The sequence below is a fragment of the Nonomuraea sp. K271 genome (assembly GCF_009908215.1).
GTDB classification, from domain to species: domain Bacteria; phylum Actinomycetota; class Actinomycetes; order Streptosporangiales; family Streptosporangiaceae; genus Nonomuraea; species Nonomuraea longispora.
Genome location: NZ_JAAAHR010000180.1, coordinates 1 through 18,966 on the forward strand (window position 1 = coordinate 1; position 18,966 = coordinate 18,966).

Sequence of the window (18,966 nt, forward strand, 5' to 3'; positions counted from 1 at the left end):
CACCCGCCCCGACAGCAGGAGGTCCATGGCCCGCTGCTGTCCGACGAGGCGCGGCAGCACCCAGGACAGCCCGTACTCGGCGATGAGCCCGCGCCGCGCGAAGGCCGTCGTCCACTTGGCCTCCTCGGCCGTCATGACGAGGTCGCAGACGAGCGCATGGACCATGCCCAGCCCCGCGCACGCCCCGTTGACCGCGGCGATGATCGGCTTTCCGATGGTCGTCGGGAAGGTGGCGGGCCTGGGGTCGGGCCGCTCGTCGTAGGTTCCGGACCGAAGGGCGTCGAGCGTCTTGAAGTCGGCGCCCGAGCAGAAGCCCTTGCCGGCGCCCGTGACCACGACGGCCCGGACCCCGGGGTCCTTCTCCGCCTCCGCCAGCAGGTCGAAGTAGCGCCGCCCCATGGCGTCCGTCCACGCGTTGAGGGTGTCGGGACGGTTGAAGGTCAGCGTGAGCACGCCCTGGTCGACCGTTGAGAGCACGAGTTCCGCCATGGCCCCAACCGAACCATGTTCTAGCCGTGGGTGGCAAGGCTATCGGTGGTGCACGAAGGCCGGAGTGAGGACGCGGGTGTCGTAGTAGCGGTGGAAGACGGGGGTGGCGCCGCCCGACAGCGGTGGCACGATCCACGACCAGTCCGCGGGGCAGACGCGCCCGGCCTTCTCCTCCTTCGACAGGTGCGTGAGGAAGCGGCGTGACTCCGTGTGGTGGTCGGTCATCGTGACCCCGGCCCGCTCGAACGAGTGCAGCACCGCCACGTTCAGCTCCACCAGCGCGTGGTCGCGCCACAGGGTGCGTTCGGTGGAGGTGTCCAGGCCGAGCCGCTCGGCGGTCACCCCGAGGAGGTCGTACCTGTCCTCGTCGGCGAGGTTGCGGGCGCCGATCTCGGTGCCCATGTACCAGCCGTTGAAGGGTGCGCACGGGTAGCAGATGCCGCCGATCTCCAGGCACATATCCGAAATAGCCGGAACGGCGTGCCAGCGCAGCCCGAGGTCGGCGAACCACGGATATTCGGGATGCGTCAGCGGCACCTCCAGAACGGCGTCCCCGGGCAGGTTGCACAGCAGCGCCTCACCCAGTCCCGGCTGGACGATCAGCGGGAGCACGTCGAACCGGCCGCAGCCGCCGCGCCACCCCATGCTCAGGGCCAGCTCGGTCAGCCCGGCGTTGCGCGGGTCGCCGACGACGCCGCCGGGTGTGCGGTAGCCGGCGTACCGGATGAGCTGCTCGTTGCGCACGCGAGGCCCGCGCATGGCCGGGGTGTCGGGGGGAAACACGGTGATCGTGGGCCTGATCTTGCCGTTGCCGGTCGCCTCACGCAGGTGGGCGACGCATTCGAGGGCCACCCCCTCGGCCGTGCCCACCTGCCTGCGGTCGCGCACGCGCAAGGAGCGCCAGTAGAGCCGGCCGATGCACCGGTTGCTGTTGCGCCAGGCCACCCGGGCGCCGAACTCGAGCTCCTCGTACGTGTGCGTGTAGGTCCCGGTGCGGGCCACCTCCCTGGCGACGTCCCGCAGCCGTGCGTGCAGCCCTCCCACGGCGGGGTTCTCGGTGTGGAAGAGCCTGAGGAAACGCTCCGCCTCGCGCAGGTCGGCGGTACGCCCGAGCACGGCGTTCATGGCGTGCACGGCGGGCGTGTCGAAAGGGCGCAGTGACTTGATCCAGGTGGGCACGCGGCAACCAGTTCCTCCGTCGTCGGATCGCCCCGCCGATTCCGGGTCGGCGGCTCGTCCTGGTGGCGGCGCCCTCTCCTCGCCCCCGACATGATGTCCCGCGGCTCCGGTCCACCGGACCGGTCGCCCCATCTTTCCGCGACGAGCGGCGCTTTGTCCGGCCAACTTGAAAATACGTGTTGATCCCGCTACAAAGCGTGAAACGGTCTCTATGCGCGGCGAGCGGCCCTACTAGTGGATCTTGACTAGTACAGTGTCTTCCCGATTCGGGAGGTGATGGGTGACTCCCCGGCACGAACCGGACGACCCTCGAGGCGTGAGCGCGAACGCCCTCGGCGTGGTCATCGACGCCGACGGCCGGCGCGCCTCAGGGAAGGACTTCCAGGCGCTGGCCGACCAGCACGAGCGGCTGACGGCCGCGCTGCGCAGCAGCCTGCGGTCCGGCAGCGGCCTGCCCTTCTGGGAGGTCGACACCCCGTTCAGCGAACTGGCCGAACACCTGCTGCAGCGCCACGTGCGCACCGGTGACGGCCTGCGCGCCGCCGGCGACGGGCAGACCGTCATGGCCCGGCGCAACGTCGCCGTCGAGCAGCTCAACAGCACGACCGTCCAGGACCACACGTGACGGCCGTCACCGACGATCCCGCCATCGCCGCCGACTTCGGCGTCCTGGGTCTCCCGTCCATCCCCGACCCGTCTCCGGCCTACCGGCAGGCCGAAACCCTGCAGGCCGTCGCCGACCACTACACCCTGCTCGCCGGCGACGGCGCTGCGGCCTCCCGCCGCGCCGCCCTCAACCAGGGCCCGGCCGCGGACGCCGCGGACCGGCACGTCAACGGCCCCGGCGGCGTCCTCCCCCAGACCAGCGGCCTGGCGGGCCACTTCGGACTCGTCGCCGGCCTGCACAACAGCGCCGCACAATTCGTCCAGCACGGGAGGACGCGCCTCGCGGCCTACGCGGCCGCGGCCGCCGCGCTCGCCCTCGCCGTCCCCCATGTCCGCGCCTGGGTCAGGGCCAGAGCCCTCCGCCTGTATCAGCAGTTCCGCACCATCCTGGCGAAGTTCGGCGACCTCTACCGCAGGCTCCTCGCCAGAATGGCGCCGGGGACGGCCCGGACGGGTGGCGGCGTCCCGGCGTTCCGCGCCGGCGCGGAACGCACGACGGCGCTCTCGGCCCGAAAAGGTCAGGCCGGCCACCTGCAGCCGCCCGGCCCGCTCGAACGCGACATGCCGCTGCCCAGGCCCGCGGACCTGCGTTTCGAACGCGACAACCAGGGCCTCATCGTCGCCGTGAACGGCCGGCCGGTACGCGAGTTCGTGGGGGACCTGACATTGACCAGGTCATCGGAATATCTGGCCCGCCGGGAGGCGGCACGCGACCTCGCCTTCTCCAGGGCGAAGGCCGGTCCGGTCTACACGCTGCTCATGGATCGGCGCACGGGAAAACTGTACGAAGGTCTCAATGACATGTTGCGGCGGGTGCCCGACGACCTGCACCCCCTCCTGCGGGAACGCTACGACAAGTTCGCCCGCTGGGCTCGCCGCAACGGCCCCTTCCGGCATGACGAGGGCTGGCCGCCGGGCGACTTTCCGCACTGGAGCGAACCGGGCACCCATTCGGAGGTCACCGCGACCAGCAAGGCCCTGTGGGACCGTACGCGCAACGGTGAGACGGTGACCACCGGGACGTTGCGGGAATTCCATTTCGACAACCGCTTGCTGTCGGAGCATTACCAGGGCATCACCGCCCGGCAGCGCATACCGTGCTGCGCCAACTGCACAAACTTCTTGTACGACACACCGAACTCCGTCGGCTACTTCACCCGATATCCCTCCGCGGGGCAGAGCCCGCTGACCGAGTTCACGCCGCCATGGGCCACCTGAGGTCGGGAACCAGCATGCGCATCACGATGAACGACCTGGAATACGACCAGGACCAGCGAGTCCGCTATCAGGGCGCCCCCTACAGCGGCACCGCGTGCGAGCTCTATGCCGACGGCGCGGTCATGACCGAGCAGACGTTCGACCAGGGGATCCCGCACGGCCTCGCGCGGGCCTTCTACCCTGACGGCCGCGTCGAGTCGGAGTGGCGGCACGACCGCGGCCGCCGGCACGGCTCGTTTCTGCGCTGGCATCCGAACGGCCGGCTCGCCGAGGACCGGATCTACGAGCACGGGAAGCTGGTGTCGTGCCAGGCCTGGCACGAGGACGGGACACCCGACGACGGATAGCGCGCCGAGGCCGGGCCAGCCGAATCAATGTCCAGCAGAGTCAATCCCGGCCGCCACGGCCGAGTTCAGTCCTCTGGCTGAATCCTCGATGACCAGCACCTCTTCCTTGCCGACTCCGAAGCGATCCACGCCGATCAGGTATGGCTCCGGATGCGGCTTGGCGAGTTGGTAGTCTTCACGAACGACGAAGAACTCCATGAATTGCTGGATGTGGCGCTCCTCGTGGACGAGTTCGAAGTCCGCACGTTTGGCGGTCGTCACGATGGCCATGCGGGCATATTTTGACAGCTCGCCCAGAGCATCGACCACGCCTTCGATCTCGATGGCTTCTCGTGATGAGCGACGGGACGGCTATGTGTCGCTGGCCTCGGCGGGCACCCGAGATCCGCGGGCCCGCAAACCGTCTGCCGCCACCGGATCAGGCCTCGCAGGAACGACTCAGGCCCCCTGTCCTGATCCAGGAAGGGGCCTGACCTACCGAGCTCCCGCGATTGGACTCGAACCAATAACCTGCCGGTTAACAGCCGGCTGCTCTGCCGTTGAGCTACGCGGGATCGGGCTTCTGCCCACGTCACCAGGGCTTTGCGGCCCCTCCGCCGTGCGCACGACTAGATTAGCGCACTCTGGGAGTGCGTGTCGCATCATAAGCAGGGTAGGCCCGGAGGCAGCGGAGGTGGGAAATGCGTTATCGGATGACATTCGCTGTTGGACTGGCGGTCGGCTACGTGCTGGGCAGCCGGGCAGGACGCGAGCGGTACGAGCAGATCAAGCGGACGGCGCAGCGCGTCGCGGACAACCCCAGGGTGCAGGAGGTGGCCGGGGTGGTCGGCGCGCAGGCGTCGAGGTTCGCGGGGATGGCCAGGACGAGGGTGGGTGACACCCTGCAGCACCGGATCCCGTTCCTGCACGACGACCACAAGCCCGACACGGGCACCGGCTGGCCGGACGACGGCGTCGAGGGCCACAACGCCAGGGAGAGCGGCATTCCCTACTGACGTGGGCGTGGGCGTGGGGCCCGGGGCACGTACGGTGGGTCACACGCCCATGCTGCGCCGCATGCCCTCCAGGGCCTGCTCGGCCTGCGCGCGCAGGCCGGGGTCCTCGGGGTCGAGGCCGTCGTCGAAAACGAAGGTCCAGCCCAGCACCTCACCCCCTGGTTTGCGCCGGGCCACCAGCCGCACGCCGCCCTTGCCCGGCAGGTCGACGTGCTTGTTCACCACGATCGTCGCGTTGACGCGCTCGCGCAGCGTCTCGGGCAACATGCGCGGCTCGGCGATCCGCTCGGCGTGCCACCTGCCGTCGGTGGTGAGCACCCGCATGCCTTCCTCGTCCCACGACGCCCTGTCGATCTGCTCGTACGGCAGGCGCGTGCCGTCGGCCAGGTGGAGGGCGAGGTTGGTGGCCACCACGTGGCCGTCCGGGGTGTGGGTGAACGTCAGCACCCGCTCTCCCCGCTCCATCGTCAGGGATCTGCGCACGTCGGCGGGCAACCGGCGGAAAAGGCTCATTCCCCAACGGTATCGGCGAGCAGATCCAGGGTGAGCGCCGCACTCCACGAGAAATCCCGGCATCCGCGCCCGCTGCCGTCGAAGGGGTCGAAGCACTCGCGGAAGCCGGCCTGCCGCACCAGGCGCAGGGTGCCGTGGGTGAGCTGCCGGGCGAGCGTGTCGAGGGAGTGCACGGCGGCGGCCCTGCGCAGCAGCCAGTTGGTGTTCACCCAGGAGGGCCCGCGCCAGTAGCGGGTGCGGTCGAACTGGGCCGCGCGGATCTCGCAGCTCGGCACCGGGTAGCCGGTGGCGCCCATGAACCTGGCCGACTCCAGCACCTCGACGGCCGTGCGTACGTGCTCGCCGGGCAGCCACGGGTCCAGCAGCGGCCCGAACCCGCCCACCGTGCACACCTTGATCAGCCGGTCGGTACGCAGGTCCCTGGCGTAGAAGCCGCCGTCCCACAGGCGCTCGATCAGGGCCAGCCGGATGCGCTCGGCCTGCTCGGCGTGGGGCACGGGATCGGCGCGGGCCAGTGGCGCCAGCTCCGCCAGCGCCTGGCATGAGGCCAGCCAGATGCCGTTGAACATCGGGTCCTCGATCGCGAACGGGTGTTCGTCGCGTAGGTAGCCGGCGCTGTATCCGGCGTCGCGGTAACGCATGGCCAGCCAGACGTAGCGGTCGTGGGCGCTGTCGGGGTGGCGCTCCTCCATGTCGACATTGCGATAGCCGTACCTGATGACGGGGAGTGCGGCGAGTGCGTCGTCCCAGGCGGGGCTGTCGTCCATGCCCGACTCCCACGGATGCACGATCGCGGCCAGCCCGGCGCCGCCCAGGTCGCGGGCGGAGGCGAGGTAGTCGTGCTGGGCCACCAGCGCCGGGAACGCCTTCCTGACGAACGCGACGTCGCCGGTGTGCCGGTAGAGCCACCACAGGGCGAGTCCCTGCAGCGGCGGTGAGATGAGCCCCGAAGTGAGCACGCGCGGCGCGGCGTCGTGCTCCTGGGAGCGCCATACGGACGGCCCGGGGAAGTACGCCTCCCGCGTGTGGAAGACGATGTGCGGCACCATCCCGGTCGCCCACTGCCCGCGCAGCAGGTTGAGCAGCTCCTCTCGGGCACGGTCCGGCCGGTGCCTGGCCAGGCCGATGACGACGAACGCGGAGTCCCAGCTCCACTGGTGCGGGTAGAGGCCCGGCGCGGGCACGGTACCCGTGCCCGTCCAGTTCGCCTCGAGCACGGCCAGCGCCTCGTGCCCGAGCGCGGCGTCGTCGACCGCCGGCCGCGCCTCCATCACCCAACTATGCCTGCGGATCCCGCGGGAAGCTACTGCGCGGCCACGCGCCGTTCGTCAGGCCCTTTTCACCCACCTCGCCAGGAACATGACGCCGAGCGCCACGCCGCCGATGAGCAGACCCCACTTGAGCAGACTGAGGGCCAAGCCCACGAGAGGGCCGAGGAGCAGGAGCGCGGCGACGATGGCCACGATGATCAGAAGAATACGTCCCATGTTCGACACGGTACGAGGCCTTTTAAGCGGTTTGCAGGCGACACAGGGTTGAATCAGGGACAAGTCAGGGGTTCCCCCCACTTCGGAACCAACCGGTACGACCTTCGCGTTGTGTCGGTAACGAGCACCGGGGCATCGGGGGCCCGCTTCACGGGGAGCGTGATGATCCTGGGACCGCCCATGAGCAGGGAAGCAGCGGACTACGCACTGCGTGCCCGCGCGGACGAACGCGACCGGATCTCCGGCGACCTGCTCGATCTCGAAGCCCATACCACCTACCAGGTGCTCAAAGGGGCCTCCTTACGCGGGACCACGGAACGGCGATGGGCGACCGCTCAGGAGGATCTGGACGTCCTGTGGCGGCTCAACGACGCCTACCGCGCGGTGCTGCGCCGCGCCGAGCAGATCAGGGCCTCGCGCGCCCGGCCCGGCGCCGAGCAGCTCTCGGCGCTCACCGAACTGCTGGCCGGGTCCTCCGTCGTGCTCCGGGTCGCCGCCAGGCCGGTCGAACAGCGTTCCCTGCTCCCGCACCCGGACCTGCGGCTGACCCTCGACGAGGCCGTCATCCGGATGGAGGCCGCCTTCCGTGGGGTGACCTCGGCGCTCAACGACATCGATGCGGTGTGGAACGCCGTACTGCCGCGCCTAGACGGCGCCGAGGCCGACCTGCGCCAGATCTGCGACCTCGAACGCGAGCTGGGAGAGAGCGCCGGCCTGACCGCCGAGGCGAGCGAGCTGGCGCGCTTGCGGACCGCGACGCTGGAGGACCCGCTCGGCTCCTGCGTCGACCCGGACCTCGACCGGCTGACGCGCCTGCTGGCCTCCTCCCGCGCCGAGCTCGACCTGGCGATCAGCGTGAAGCGGGAGTTCGCCGAGCGGCGCGAGAACCTGGTGGCCGCACTCGACCTCGTACGCGCGGCCGAGAGCGAGGCGCGGCTGGCCCACGGCGCGGTCGTCGCCAAGATCGCCCTGCCGCCGCAGGCCCAGCCGCGCGGCCAGGTCGAAGCGCTGGCCGCCGAGCTCGACGCGCTCGACGTCTCGGCCGACCCCTGGGTGCTGCGGGCCAAGCGCCTGGCCCGCCTCGAGGACGACGCCCGTCAGGCCGCCGAGCAGGCGCGAACCACGGCGAAGGCGCTCTACGGCCTGATCGGCAGGCGCGACGAGCTGCGCGGGCGGCTCGGCGCCTGCGAGGCGATGGCGGCCCGTAAAGGGCTGGCCGAGGACCCGGCGGTGTCGGAGTCGTTCGTACGGGCCCGCGCGCTGCTGTGGAGCGCTCCGTGCAACCTGACGAAGGCGGCGGCGGCCGTCGAGGCCTACCAGCGCGCGATCCACGGAGGTAAGCGATGACCCGCTGCGCGCAACCCGGCTGCACGGGAACGATCGACGAGGGTTACTGCGACTGGTGCGGCGCCGCCGCGAGCCCGCCCCAGCCCGTGCCGGCGCAGCCCGTGCCGGCATCGGGCCCCGTGTCCGCTCCGGTCGTCACCCAGCCGGTGAGCAGGCCGGTGAGCAGGCCGGTGAGCAGGCCGGTGAGCGGGCCCACGGGCAGCAGCGGCAGGTCGCGGGCCGGCGTGCTGGCCACCATCGCGGACCTGCCGTCCGTGCCCTACCGCGACCCGGCCGGGGCGGTGATGCCCGACCCCCAGGTGCCGGAGAACAAGCGGCACTGCGCCAACCCGGCGTGCGGGAAACCCGTGGGCCGCTCCAGGGACGGCCGCCCCGGTCTGACGGACGGGTTCTGCCCGCACTGCCGTACGGCGTTCTCGTTCACCCCCAAACTGGGCAAGGGCGACCTGGTGGCGGGCCAGTACCGCGTGCTCGGCTGCCTGGCGCACGGCGGGCTCGGCTGGATCTACCTCGCCTCCGACGAGAACCTCGACGGCCGGTGGGTGGTGCTCAAGGGCCTGCTCAACACCAACGACCCCGAGGCGCTGGCGGCGGCCGAGGCCGAGCGGAAGTTCCTCACCACGGTCGACCATCCCAACATCGTCAAGATCTTCAACTTCCAGCGCTCGGCCGGCCTCGGCTACATCGTCATGGAGTACGTAGGCGGCCAGTCCCTGCACGAGCTGCGCCGCCAGGGCCCGTTGCCGCTGCGCGACACCCTCCTGTACGGCAGGGAGATCCTGCACGCGTTCGGCTACCTGCACGAGCACGGCCTGGCCTACTGCGATCTCAAGCCGGCCAACGTGATCAGGGTCGGCAAGCGGCTCAAGCTCATCGACCTCGGCGCGGTGCAGCCCATCGGCTCGCCGCCCGGCTCGTCGTGGGCCACGGTCGGCTACCACGCGCCCGAGCTGGACACCCAGCCGACGTCGGTCACCTCCGACCTGTACACCGTGGCGAGGACGCTGGCGGTGCTGGCGGTGCCCGGGTTCAGTCCCGCGCAGGGCGGCGTCGCCGCCCCGCTGCCGGTGGACTGCGGGCACCCGTCGTTCACCCGGCTGCTCCGCAAGGCGACCGCCGCCGATCCCGCCCGGCGTTTCCAGCGCGCGTGGGAGATGGAGGAGCAGCTCGTCGGGGTGCTGCGGGAGCTCAGCGCCGTGGAGGAGGGGGTGCCGTACCCGGCGCTCTCGACGTTGTTCGGGCCGGAGCGGACGGCGGTGGGAACGGCGCTGTCGGACGCCCCCGACGAGGTGTTCGAGCCGCTCGATCCGGCGGCGGTCGCGACGGCCTTGCCCGTGCCGCTGGTCGATCCCGCCGACCCGGCCGCGGGATCGCTGGCGGGGCTGCTCGGCCGTGACAGCGGGACGCTGGTCGACCAGCTCTCCGCGATGCCGCAGACGCCCGAGACGAAGCTGATGCGCGCCAGGCTGCTGGCCGAGCGCGGGGCGGCCGAGGCGGGCGACGTGCTCGACGAGCTGTCCGCGGAACTGCCCGGCGACTGGCGGCCCACCTGGTATCGCGGGGTGCTGGCGCTGGCCCGGCGCCAGGAGCAGGAGGCCGTGACCAGGTTCGACGCCTGCGTGTCGGAACTGCCGGGAGAGCTCGCGCCGAAGCTGGCCCTGGCCTTCGCTCTTGAGCACGCCGGCAAGCCGGCCGCCGCCTGGTACGAGTATGTCTGGCGGACCGACCACTCCTACGTGAGCGCGGCGTTCGGGCTGGCCAGGACGGGCCGGATGACCGTGCTCGACGAGGTGCCCGCCACGTCGTTCTACCGCGTCGCGGCGCAGGTGGCGCTGGCCGCGTCGGTGGTGCGGCGGCCCGACCTGAGCGGGCTCACCGTCGCCGGCCTGACGGGCGCGGTCGAGCGGGTGGCCGCCCAGGCCGACCTCGACCCGCGCCGCCGCGACCTGCTCACCGCCGAACTGCTCGGCGCGGCGCTGACCTGGCTGCGGACCGGCAAGCCGCCGAAGAACGTGACGCTCGCGGGAGCGCCGTTCACCGAAACCGGGCTGCGCAGGTCCATCGAGTCGATCTACCGCAGGCTGGCCGTGACGGCCGGCACCCGCCAGGAGCGCCTCGCGCTCATCGACCAGGCCAACACCGTACGACCGAGGACGTGGGTGTGACAGATCCCCAGCCCATCCAGCACGACGCACCGGCCGCCTGCCCGGTGTGCCAGACCCCGGTGCTCAAGGGCGACGTCTACTGCGAGGCGTGCGGCCACGCGCTGGGCTCCCCCGTGTGCGCGTTCTGCGACGCGGCGGCCGTCGACGCCGAGGGCTACTGCGAGCGGTGCGGCCTGCGCCAGCCCACCGACCGGGACCACGCCGAGATCGTGCTCGTCGGCGGCGCCGCGGGCGTCACCGACAGAGGGCTGCGGCGCAGCCGCAACGAGGACGCCATGGCCCTGCTGACCGCCGGCGGCACGACCGTGACCGTGGTCTGCGACGGCGTGGGCAGCTCGCCCAGGGCCGACGAGGCGTCCGCGGTCGCCGTCGAGACCGCGTCGGCCGCGCTGTGCAGAGGGCTGTCGCCGGAGGAGGCGTTCGACCTGGCCGGGCGGGCCGTGAGCAAGCTCGCCACCTCCGTGCACGACGCCCCCGCCTGCACGTACGTCTCCGCCGTGGTCGGGCCGGGCCGCGTCACGCTCGGCTGGGCGGGCGACAGCCGGGCGTACTGGCTGCCCGAGGGCACCCTGCTGACCACGGACGACGCCGTCCCGACCGGCGAGATCACCGCCTGGCTCGGCGCCGACGCCGTCGGCGTCACGCTCAACGTGCGCACGCTCACCCCGCGCGGCCCCGGCCACCTGCTCGTCTGCAGCGACGGCCTCTGGCGCTATCTGGACGGCTTCGCCTTCCCTCGCGCGGGGACCCCGCTTGAACTGGCCCGCGAGCTGCTGCGCCACGCGCTGGACTCCGGCGGCCAGGACAACGTGACCATCGTCGTGATCCCCCTAGGAGAAGTCCATGAGTGACCGGCCCGCTTTCACGTTGACCATCGACCAGAACAAGTACCTTTCCCTCGACGGGCGTGAGGTGCACGCCATTCTCACGGTGAGCTCGACCGGCGGCGTCACCACGCAGGCCGTCCCGGCGGAGGCCGCCGAAGTGATCATCGTGGACACGTCGGGCTCGATGAGCGGCGCCAAGATCCGCGAGGCCCGGCAGGCCGCCGCCACGGCCGTGCAGACGTTGCGCGACGGCGTCCACTTCGCGGTGGTCTCCGGCACGGGAAGCGCCAAGGTCGTCTACCCGAGTGGCAGCACGCCGAGCCTGGTCCAGGCGAACCCTGCCACCAGGGCCGAGGCGGCCAAGGCCGTCGAGAGGTTGTTGTCGTACGGCGGAACCGCCATGGGCGAGTGGCTGAAGCTGGCGGGGCACCTGCTGTCGACCCGACCTCACGCGATCAAGCACGCGCTGCTCATGACCGACGGCCAGAACAACGAGCGCGCCGACGTGTTCGACTCGGTGCTGTCGGCGTGGAGCGGCACGTTCGTGTGCGACTGCCTGGGGATCGGCGCGGACTGGCAGCCCGCCGAGCTGCGCAAGGTGGCCGAGGCGATGCTCGGCACCTTCGACTACGTGCGCGACCAGGGGGACCTGCCGGAGTATTTCCGCCGGCTCACGCAGGCGTCGATGAACAAGACCATGGCCGACCTGTCGTTGCGCGTGTGGGTGCCGCAGGCCGCGCGGCTCATGTTCGTCAAGCAGGTCGACCCGGTGCTGCTCGACCTGACCGGCAAACGCGCCGACGTCAACCCGCTGACCGGCGACTACCCGACGGGCTCCTGGGGACCCGAGGAGCGCAAATACCATATCTGCGTCGAGGTGCCACCCGGGCAGGTCGGGCAGGAGATCAGGGCGGGCTGGGTCAAGCTCGTGCACCCCGACACCCAGGACGTCCTGGCCAGCGGCAACGTGCTCGCCCAGTGGACCGACGACCTGGCGCTGTCCACCCAGATCAACGGCAACGTCGCCCACTACACCGGCCAGGCCGAGCTGCACGACCTCATCCAGGACGGGCTCAGCGCCAGGGCGATGGGCGACATCGAGACCGCGACGGCCCGCCTGGCCAAGGCGAGGGACCTGGCCGGCGCGTCCGGGCGCGAGGACACCGCCAAGCTGCTCGACCGGGTGGTCGAGGTCGATCCGGCCACCGGCACGGCCCGGCTGCACAAGAACGTGGACAAGGAGGACACGCTCGAGCTGGACACCGGCTCCGTCCGCACCAGCCGGCTGCGCAGGGAAGGAATTTGATGGCTACCTGTCCGCAGGGCCACCCCTCGAGCGCCGACGACTACTGCGACGTGTGCGGCACGCGGATGGCGGGAGTTGTTGCGCCGCCCGCCGCGCCCCAGCCGCCGGCCCAGGAGCCCTCCGCCGCCGAGAGCTGCCCCGTCTGCCGGACGCCGCGGGCCGGGCAATTCTGCGAGGTGTGCGGCCACGACTACAGCGGCGCCCCCGGGGCCGCCGGGGCCGCCGGGGCCGCCGGGGCCGCCGGGGCCGCCGTCCCGCTCCCCGTGACCGGGGCCCGGTGGGAGGCCGTCACCGCCGCCGATCGCTCCTACTACGAGAAGGTCATCGCCGAGGGCGGCCCCGACGCCGACGCGGTCGCGTTCCCGCCGTACTGTCCTGAACGCTCGTTCGGGCTGCACGGCGAGCAAGTACGCATCGGGCGGCGCAGCAAGGCCAGGAACCTGGCACCCGAGATCGACCTGACCGGCCCGCCGGAGGACCCGGGCGTCTCGCACCTGCACGCCGTGCTGCTGGCCCAGCCGGACGGCTCCTGGCAGCTGGTCGACCCCGGCTCCTCCAACGGCACCCAGGTGAACGGCAGGCCGCTCCAGACGAACGTGCCGGTCAGGATCGGCCCCGGTGACCGCATCCACCTGGGCGCCTGGACCGTGATCGCCATCAGGGAGGGCACGCCGTGACCCTGGTGCGGACCCGGCCGGGCACGTCGTCACCCGTCGAGCGCGGCGTCCCCGGCCGCATCCGGGTCATCTCCGGCATCACCGTCGCCTCGCTGGCGCTGCTGTTCGTGGCGCTCGCCGCCGGCAGCTCGACGGCCCGCGACGGGCTGCAGGTCATCGGCCGCGACGCGGGCCCGCAGGTCGTCGCCACCGCCGGCCTCTACCTGGCGCTGAGCGACATGGACGCGCAGGTGGCCAACGTCCTGGTGATGGGCGACGGCTACCCCCGTGAGCGCGAGGCCGCGACCACCCGCTACGAGCAGCAGCGTTCCGTCGCCAACCAGGCCCTGCTGAAGGCGTTCGAACTGTCCGGCGACAACCCGGCGGAACGGCGGACCGTGCAGTCGGTGCTCGACGGGCTCGGCCGCTACGAGCGGCTCGCCGGGCAGGCGCTGCTGCTCGACGAACGCTCCGGGCACGCGCCGGGACCGCCGCCGGAGGAGGTGGTGCGGTCCTACCGCGACGCCACCGACCTCATGCGCCAGGTGCTGCTGCCGCAGGCGTACAACCTGACCCTGGAGAACGGCACGATCGTCCGCGGCACCTACGACGAGAAGGCGTTCACCGTGCCCCTCCTGCGCGACGCGGTCGTGGTCGCCGGAGTGGTCGCGATCGGCTGCCTGCTCTGGCTGCAGATCTTCCTCGCGCGGCGCTTCCGCCGCGTCTTCGGTCCGGCGCTGATCGCCGCCACGCTGGCCACAGCGCTCGCGCTGGTCTCCGGGGTGGCCGTGCTCGGCCAGGACATGCAGGCGCTGCGCACCGCCAAGTCGGACGGCTTCGACTCCGTGCTCACGCTCGCCAAGGCACGCGCGATCAGCAACAGCATGCAGGGCGACCAGAGCCGCTACCTGCTCGACAAGGAGCGGGCCGACACCTACGAGCACACGTACCTGGACAAGTCGATGTCCGTCGTCTACTTCGAGGCGGGCAACCTCGACGCCTACCACCGCAAGGTGACCACCGGCTCGACGGACTTCCTCGGCCTGCTCGGGCCGGAGCTCGGCGGCCGGCAGGGCAAGGCCGCGCTGGCGGCGTACCGGGACTTCCAGGCCGCCGACGTGGAGTTCCGCCGGCTCGCGCTCGGCGGCCAGACCAACGAGGCGGTCGCCGAGCGGCTCGGACCGGTCACCACCGCGTTCACCGCCTACGACGAGGCGCTGCTCAAGCTGGCGGAAACACACCAGGGCGTCTTCAAGCGCGCGATCGACGCAGGCGAGGGCGCGCTGAACACCCTGTGGCTGCTGCTTCCCTTCGCCATCGGCGCGATCGGCCTGCTGGTGATCGCCGGAGTGCGGCCCCGACTCAAGGAGTACCGGTGAAACGGGTGCTGGGAATGCCGCCGGCCGGGCTGTTGGCCGTGCTGCTTGCCGTGGCCGCGGTCCTCGTGACCAGTTGCGGCATTCGCGACCAGGAGTCGATCCTGGACAAGGACGAGATCGTCATAGGGGTACGCCCCGACCTGCCGCTGGTCGGGTTCCGCACACCCGGCGGCGGTTTCGAGGGCTTCGACGTGGACGTGGCCCGCTACGTCGCCGGCAAGCTGGACAAGGAGTTCACCTTCCTGCCCACGCTGGCGGCCGACCGGGACGACGTGCTGGTCGACGGGCGGGCCGACATGGTGGTGGCGACGTACACGATCAGCCAGGACCGCAAGGCGAACGTGTCGTTCGCGGGGCCGTACCACATCTCGTACCAGGACATCCTGGTCCGGGCCGACGAGACGATCAAGAACGTGCGCGACCTGGAGGGGCGCAGGATCTGCGAGGTCACGGGCGCGAACGCGGCCAAGCGCGTCGTCGAGGAGCGGAAGGTGGCGGCGCGGGTCGTGCCGTTCCCCGACTACCGGCGCTGCCTGGCGGCGCTGAAGAGCAACCAGGTGGACGCGGTCACCACCAACGACGTCATCCTGGCGGGCCTCGCCGCGCAGGACGGTGCGGGGCTTCGGCTGGCCAACGCGCAGTTCAACGAGCAGCGCTCGGGCATCGGCCTGCCCAAGGGCGACGTACCGGCCTGTGAGGCAATCAACCGGGCGATCACCGACATGTACCAGGACGGCACCGCCGAGAAGCTGCTGAAGAAGTGGTTCGGCAAGTCGGGGCTGGACCTCGACACGATCGCGGTACCGCAGTTCGAGGGCTGCTCCTGACCACGGGACGGGGCCGGCACGCTCGCCCGGCTCCCGGACGTGGGACGGGCCCGGACGCGTTCGCCCGGGCCCGTTCCCCTCGAATCAGTCCAGGTAGTCCCGCAACATCTGGGCGCGCGTCGGGTGGCGGAGCTTGGCCAGGGTCTTCGACTCGATCTGCCGGATGCGCTCCCGCGTGACGCCGAACTCCCTGCCCACCTCCTCCAGCGTGCGCGGATGCCCGTCGGCCAGGCCGAACCGGAGCTGGATGATGCGCTGCTCGCGGTCGGACAGCGTGGCCAGGATGTCGTCGAGCTGGTCCTGCAGCATGATGAAGGCCGCGGCCTCCATCGGCACGACCGCGTCGGCGTCCTCGATGAAGTCGCCGAGGTCGGAGTCCTCCTCTCCGATCGGCGACTGCAGCGACACGGGTTCCTGGGCGATGCGCTGGATCTCCACCACACGATCGACAGGGAGGTCCATCTCCTTGGCGATCTCCTCCGGAATCGGCTCCCGGCCGAGGTCCTGGTGGAGCTGGCGCTGCACTCTGACGAGCTTGTTGATCGTCTCCACCATGTGCACCGGAATGCGAATGGTGCGCGCCTGGTCGGCGATGGCCCGTGTGATCGCCTGACGGATCCACCAGGTCGCGTAGGTGGAGAACTTGTAACCCTTGGTGTAGTCGAACTTCTCGACCGCCCGGATGAGCCCGAGGTTGCCCTCCTGGATCAGGTCCAGGAACAACATGCCGCGGCCCACGTACCGCTTGGCGATCGACACCACCAGCCTGAGGTTGGCTTCGATCAGCCGCTGTTTGGCCCGGGTGCCCTGCCAGACGAGCTCCCTGAGCTCAGGGAAGGCCAGACGCGAGACCCCGTTGGCCAGCCTGTCCTCGGCGAACAGGCCCGCTTCGATCGACTTGGCGAGCTCCACCTCCTCCTCGGCGGTCAGCAACGGCACGCGGCCGATCTCCCGTAGATAGATACGGACGAGATCGCTGGTCGGCGCCCGCTTGCCTACGTCTTCCTCATCGGCGCGGGCAGGCTCCTCGTCGCCCTGGGGCTCGAGGACCTCCACGCCATTCTCGGCGAGCATCCGCACGACGCGTTCCAGCGCGTCGGACGGCAACTCGGATCGGTCAAGCGCGGCTGCGACGTCATCGACGGTTACGCTTCCGCGCTCCCTTCCTTTCGCGACGAGGTCCGCCACCTGATCTACCGATGGCGGTCCGCTTGGCAGCACCGATGCACCCACGGGAGACAGTCTGCAGTATTGGTTCCATCAAATGGCAGACCCATTTTTGTCACCGAAGGTAAGGCGATCGTCCTTACCGAATTGAGATCGACTTAAGGTTTAGGCCGAGTTTGATCAGGAAAGTAAAGTCAATTACGCGGTCTGGATTCACGCGCCCGGCGACGCCGCCTGCCGGACGCACCCTTCCCGCTGCCTCGGCAACGCCTCCCCGGCCCCGTCCGGCCCGGTGGACGGCGCCGCATTCCCCGCTCAACCGCCTGGCATTCCAGGCCGCGATCGCAGCCGAACTGTTACCAACCCGGGACCGCCACCCCGATCCCCACGCCGGACGGGCGCCGTCGGAGCCGCTTCTGGCCGCAGCATATTGTGGACCGCTCGCCGCACCGGAGCGCACGGTGTCAGGTGTGTCAGGCGCGGACGTCCCGGTCAGCTGCCCGCGAGCCGGTCGCGCAGCACCCTGCGTTGTTGCTCCAGCGCCACCAGCTCACCGAACAACTTGTTGTACTCCTGCTGTTCCTCCACCGGGTTGAGCCGCTGGATGCGTGACTTCACCTGTGCGATGGCCCGGTCGACCGGCATGGCCTCGACCGCCGCCATGATGTCGCGGGCATAGCGCTCCTCGGTGTGGGCGTCCGTCTGGATCGCCTCCACCGCGAACCGGGTCACCAGCGCCCTGGCGCCCTCCTCGTGAGCGTGCTCCAGCAGCCGGTCGACCCACTCCCGCCCGCCGTGACCCGCCGCGGCGACGCCCCCGGCGGCGGTAATGACCTTGTGCAGGGCCGCGTGCTCGACGGTGGTGAAGGCCCGCGCGTCGAGCGCGTCGAAGCGCGGGCCCAGCAGGGCCGGCCGCTGCACGGCCAGTTTGAGCAGCTCGCCCTCGACCCGCACGCTGGGATCGACGGGTGCGGCCCTGGCGACCCGCCGGCCGCGGCCCTGCTGCGCGCCCGACACCTCGGAGATGCGCTGCATGACGAACCGCTCGTCCATGAAACCGAGCCAGCGGTCGAGGTCGATGGCGTAGCGCTTGCGCAGGCCCACGTCCTTGATGCCGGCCACGATCGGGGCGGCGGCGTCGAGCGCTGCGATCTTGCCTTCGTTGCTGCGCAGGTCGTAGCGGGAGATCGTGCTCCTGATCGCGAACTGGAACAGCGGCTCCCTGCTCGCGATCAGGTCGCGCACGGCCGCGTCGCCCTGCTTGACGCGCAGCTCGCACGGATCGAGCCCGTCGCCCTGCACCGCGACGTAGGTCTGGGTGACGAACTTCTGCTCGTCGGCGAACGCCCGCAACGCCGCCTTCTGCCCCGCCGCGTCGCCGTCGAAGGTGAAGATCACCTCGCCCCGGAACTCGGCCTGGTCGAGCAGGAACCGCCGCAGGATCTTGATGTGCTCCTCACCGAACGAGGTGCCGCAGGTGGCCACGGCGGTCGGTACGCCCGCCAGGTGGCAGGCCATCACGTCGGTGTAGCCCTCGACGATCACCGCCTGGGAGCGCTTGGAGATCTCCCGTTTCGCCAGATCGATGCCGTAAAGCACCTGGCTCTTCTTGTAAAGCGGCGAGTCAGGCGTATTGAGATATTTCGGGCCATCGTCGGAATCGAGCAACTTCCGTGCGCCGAATCCGATCACATCGCCCGTGGCGTCCCTGATGGGCCAGATCAGCCGGCCGCGGAACCGGTCGATCGGACCCCGCCGCCCCTCCTTGGCCAGCCCGCCCTTGACCAGTTCGTCGGCGGAGAACCCGCGACCCATCAGGTGGCGGACCAGCGACTCCCACTCGGCCGGCGCGTATCCCACCCCGAACGTCTCGGCGTCGGCCCGCTCGAACCCCCGCTCCGACAGGAACCGCCGCCCGGCCGCCGCGTCGGGGCCCAGCAGCTTGTCGGCGTAGAACTCGGCCGCCGCCCGGTGCGCCTCGACCAGCCTGGCCCGCTCACCATGGTCCCGCTTCGGGACGTAGCCGCCCTGTTCGTACTGCAACTGGACGCCGGCCCGCTGCGCCAGCCGCTCGACCGCCTCGCTGAAGGACAGATGCTCGATCTTCTCGACGAACGTGATCACGTCGCCGCCTTCGGTGCAACCGAAGCAGTTGCCGGTCAGAATGTTGTCTTCGAGGGCGAAGGCATGCCCATGGTCGACAGTGGCGCAGAAGACTTCCTCGACCCGGTCGCTCTCCTCGACGGACTGCACCACCCAGTCGCGCCGCGCGAACGCCATCGTTGTGGCGGTGCTCCTCAGCCGGTGCTCGTCGAGCAGGAAGCGGTCTTCGGGCCAGCCGTGCAACTGGTCGTCCTTGACGTCGAGCGTCGCCGTGTTCCCCCCGCTCCCCCCGCTC

At 70.8% G+C, this 18,966-nt stretch carries 20 protein-coding genes and 1 tRNA gene; 11 read left to right on the forward strand and 10 right to left on the reverse strand.

Going from position 1 to position 18,966, the window contains the following annotated elements; all coding sequences use genetic code 11:
• Together GUY59_RS39370 and GUY59_RS39375 are read right to left on the reverse strand one after the other, a co-directional pair.
• Positions 1–489 (reverse strand): enoyl-CoA hydratase-related protein (locus tag GUY59_RS39370; RefSeq protein WP_201761878.1); only part of this gene is annotated, 489 nt, incomplete at its 3' end.
• A gap of 39 nt (positions 490–528) precedes the next feature.
• Entirely contained in the window at positions 529–1,668 is a 1,140-nt protein-coding gene (locus tag GUY59_RS39375; RefSeq protein ID WP_252375171.1) for a nitric oxide synthase oxygenase, read from the reverse strand.
• A gap of 316 nt (positions 1,669–1,984) precedes the next feature.
• On the opposite strand from GUY59_RS39375, the gene GUY59_RS39380 reads away from it, so the two are divergent.
• Genes GUY59_RS39380 through GUY59_RS39390 form a run of 3 tightly spaced genes read left to right on the forward strand, consistent with a single transcriptional unit; the run spans position 1,985 to position 3,899 of the window.
• Positions 1,985–2,293: a hypothetical protein gene (locus GUY59_RS39380; protein WP_138206742.1), complete on the forward strand. Its 309-nt coding sequence runs from the start codon at positions 1,985–1,987 to the stop codon at positions 2,291–2,293.
• Positions 2,290–3,552: a YwqJ-related putative deaminase gene (locus tag GUY59_RS51040; protein ID WP_138206744.1), complete on the forward strand. Its 1,263-nt coding sequence runs from the start codon at positions 2,290–2,292 to the stop codon at positions 3,550–3,552. The genes GUY59_RS39380 and GUY59_RS51040 overlap by 4 nt, the downstream gene beginning before the upstream one ends.
• A 14-nt stretch (positions 3,553–3,566) precedes the next feature.
• Entirely contained in the window at positions 3,567–3,899 is a 333-nt protein-coding gene (locus tag GUY59_RS39390; protein WP_138206746.1) for a toxin-antitoxin system YwqK family antitoxin, read from the forward strand.
• Positions 3,900–3,923: 24 nt separating this feature from the next.
• On the opposite strand, the gene GUY59_RS39395 is transcribed toward GUY59_RS39390, so the two are convergent.
• A complete protein-coding gene (locus tag GUY59_RS39395) occupies positions 3,924–4,223 on the reverse strand; it encodes an HAD-IA family hydrolase (RefSeq protein ID WP_138206748.1) in 300 nt (99 codons plus the stop codon).
• Positions 4,224–4,381: 158 nt separating this feature from the next.
• A tRNA-Asn gene (locus GUY59_RS39400) sits at positions 4,382–4,453 on the reverse strand.
• Between the two features lie 126 nt (positions 4,454–4,579).
• On the opposite strand from GUY59_RS39400, the gene GUY59_RS39405 reads away from it, so the two are divergent.
• On the forward strand, positions 4,580–4,894 hold the full coding sequence (locus GUY59_RS39405; protein WP_132337270.1) for a YtxH domain-containing protein: 315 nt from the start codon (positions 4,580–4,582) through the stop codon (positions 4,892–4,894).
• Positions 4,895–4,933: 39 nt separating this feature from the next.
• Here GUY59_RS39405 and GUY59_RS39410 read toward each other — a convergent pair whose 3' ends face one another.
• From GUY59_RS39410 to GUY59_RS47930, 3 genes are read right to left on the reverse strand one after another with little or no spacing between them, the layout of a single operon-like run.
• Positions 4,934–5,407: a hypothetical protein gene (locus GUY59_RS39410; RefSeq protein WP_138206750.1), complete on the reverse strand. Its 474-nt coding sequence runs from the start codon at positions 5,405–5,407 to the stop codon at positions 4,934–4,936.
• A complete protein-coding gene (locus GUY59_RS39415; protein WP_165959868.1) occupies positions 5,404–6,678 on the reverse strand; it encodes an amylo-alpha-1,6-glucosidase in 1,275 nt (424 codons plus the stop codon). Before GUY59_RS39415 ends, GUY59_RS39410 begins: the two co-directional genes overlap by 4 nt.
• A gap of 57 nt (positions 6,679–6,735) precedes the next feature.
• A complete protein-coding gene (locus tag GUY59_RS47930) occupies positions 6,736–6,894 on the reverse strand; it encodes a hypothetical protein (RefSeq protein WP_171055570.1) in 159 nt (52 codons plus the stop codon).
• Between the two features lie 180 nt (positions 6,895–7,074).
• Here GUY59_RS47930 and GUY59_RS39420 point away from each other — a divergent pair, with 180 nt between their 5' ends.
• The gene (locus GUY59_RS39420; RefSeq protein WP_138206752.1) at positions 7,075–8,241 is read left to right on the forward strand and encodes a hypothetical protein; all 1,167 of its coding nucleotides are present in this window, start codon (positions 7,075–7,077) and stop codon (positions 8,239–8,241) included.
• A gap of 43 nt (positions 8,242–8,284) precedes the next feature.
• Here GUY59_RS39420 and GUY59_RS49465 read toward each other — a convergent pair whose 3' ends face one another.
• A complete protein-coding gene (locus tag GUY59_RS49465; RefSeq protein ID WP_236667940.1) occupies positions 8,285–8,479 on the reverse strand; it encodes a hypothetical protein in 195 nt (64 codons plus the stop codon).
• Here GUY59_RS49465 and GUY59_RS39425 point away from each other — a divergent pair.
• The 6 genes from GUY59_RS39425 to GUY59_RS39450 are packed head-to-tail and all read left to right on the forward strand — an operon-like array spanning position 8,466 to position 15,401.
• Positions 8,466–10,406: a serine/threonine-protein kinase gene (locus GUY59_RS39425; protein WP_252375172.1), complete on the forward strand. Its 1,941-nt coding sequence runs from the start codon at positions 8,466–8,468 to the stop codon at positions 10,404–10,406. The genes GUY59_RS49465 and GUY59_RS39425 overlap by 14 nt on opposite strands.
• Positions 10,403–11,257 (forward strand): PP2C family serine/threonine-protein phosphatase, encoded by an 855-nt coding sequence (locus GUY59_RS39430; RefSeq protein WP_252375173.1) that lies wholly within the window; start codon positions 10,403–10,405, stop codon positions 11,255–11,257. The genes GUY59_RS39425 and GUY59_RS39430 overlap by 4 nt, the downstream gene beginning before the upstream one ends.
• The gene (locus tag GUY59_RS39435; RefSeq protein ID WP_138206756.1) at positions 11,250–12,539 is read left to right on the forward strand and encodes a vWA domain-containing protein; all 1,290 of its coding nucleotides are present in this window, start codon (positions 11,250–11,252) and stop codon (positions 12,537–12,539) included. The genes GUY59_RS39430 and GUY59_RS39435 overlap by 8 nt, the downstream gene beginning before the upstream one ends.
• Positions 12,539–13,216, forward strand: coding sequence for an FHA domain-containing protein (locus tag GUY59_RS39440; RefSeq protein WP_138206758.1), 678 nt, complete (start codon positions 12,539–12,541; stop codon positions 13,214–13,216). The genes GUY59_RS39435 and GUY59_RS39440 overlap by 1 nt, the downstream gene beginning before the upstream one ends.
• Positions 13,213–14,574, forward strand: coding sequence for a hypothetical protein (locus GUY59_RS39445; protein WP_138206760.1), 1,362 nt, complete (start codon positions 13,213–13,215; stop codon positions 14,572–14,574). The genes GUY59_RS39440 and GUY59_RS39445 overlap by 4 nt, the downstream gene beginning before the upstream one ends.
• The gene (locus tag GUY59_RS39450; RefSeq protein WP_252375174.1) at positions 14,571–15,401 is read left to right on the forward strand and encodes a transporter substrate-binding domain-containing protein; all 831 of its coding nucleotides are present in this window, start codon (positions 14,571–14,573) and stop codon (positions 15,399–15,401) included. The genes GUY59_RS39445 and GUY59_RS39450 overlap by 4 nt, the downstream gene beginning before the upstream one ends.
• 84 nt (positions 15,402–15,485) lie before the next feature.
• On the opposite strand, the gene rpoD is transcribed toward GUY59_RS39450, so the two are convergent.
• Positions 15,486–16,589, reverse strand: a complete 1,104-nt coding sequence (gene rpoD / locus GUY59_RS39455; RefSeq protein WP_425465103.1) for an RNA polymerase sigma factor RpoD — start codon at positions 16,587–16,589, stop codon at positions 15,486–15,488.
• Positions 16,590–17,060: 471 nt separating this feature from the next.
• Positions 17,061–18,848 carry a DNA primase gene (dnaG, locus tag GUY59_RS39460; protein WP_236667945.1) on the reverse strand — a complete coding sequence of 596 codons (1,788 nt, stop codon included), beginning with the start codon at positions 18,846–18,848 and terminating at the stop codon, positions 17,061–17,063.
• Positions 18,849–18,966 lie beyond the last annotated feature (118 nt).

Bases quoted from the DNA above. Each gene is read 5' to 3' on its own strand.
- GUY59_RS47930 (WP_171055570.1), bottom strand. From the start codon at position 6,894: ATGGGACGTATTCTTCTGATCATCGTGGCCATCGTCGCCGCGCTCCTG.
- GUY59_RS39440 (WP_138206758.1), top strand. From the start codon at position 12,539: ATGGCTACCTGTCCGCAGGGCCACCCCTCGAGCGCCGACGACTACTGC.
- GUY59_RS39435 (WP_138206756.1), top strand. From the start codon at position 11,250: ATGAGTGACCGGCCCGCTTTCACGTTGACCATCGACCAGAACAAGTAC.
- dnaG (WP_236667945.1), bottom strand. From the start codon at position 18,848: ATGGCGTTCGCGCGGCGCGACTGGGTGGTGCAGTCCGTCGAGGAGAGC.
- GUY59_RS39415 (WP_165959868.1), bottom strand. From the start codon at position 6,678: ATGGAGGCGCGGCCGGCGGTCGACGACGCCGCGCTCGGGCACGAGGCG.
- GUY59_RS49465 (WP_236667940.1), bottom strand. From the start codon at position 8,479: ATGGTGGCCAGCACGCCGGCCCGCGACCTGCCGCTGCTGCCCGTGGGC.
- GUY59_RS39405 (WP_132337270.1), top strand. From the start codon at position 4,580: ATGCGTTATCGGATGACATTCGCTGTTGGACTGGCGGTCGGCTACGTG.
- GUY59_RS39390 (WP_138206746.1), top strand. From the start codon at position 3,567: ATGCGCATCACGATGAACGACCTGGAATACGACCAGGACCAGCGAGTC.
- GUY59_RS39410 (WP_138206750.1), bottom strand. From the start codon at position 5,407: ATGAGCCTTTTCCGCCGGTTGCCCGCCGACGTGCGCAGATCCCTGACG.
- GUY59_RS39420 (WP_138206752.1), top strand. From the start codon at position 7,075: ATGAGCAGGGAAGCAGCGGACTACGCACTGCGTGCCCGCGCGGACGAA.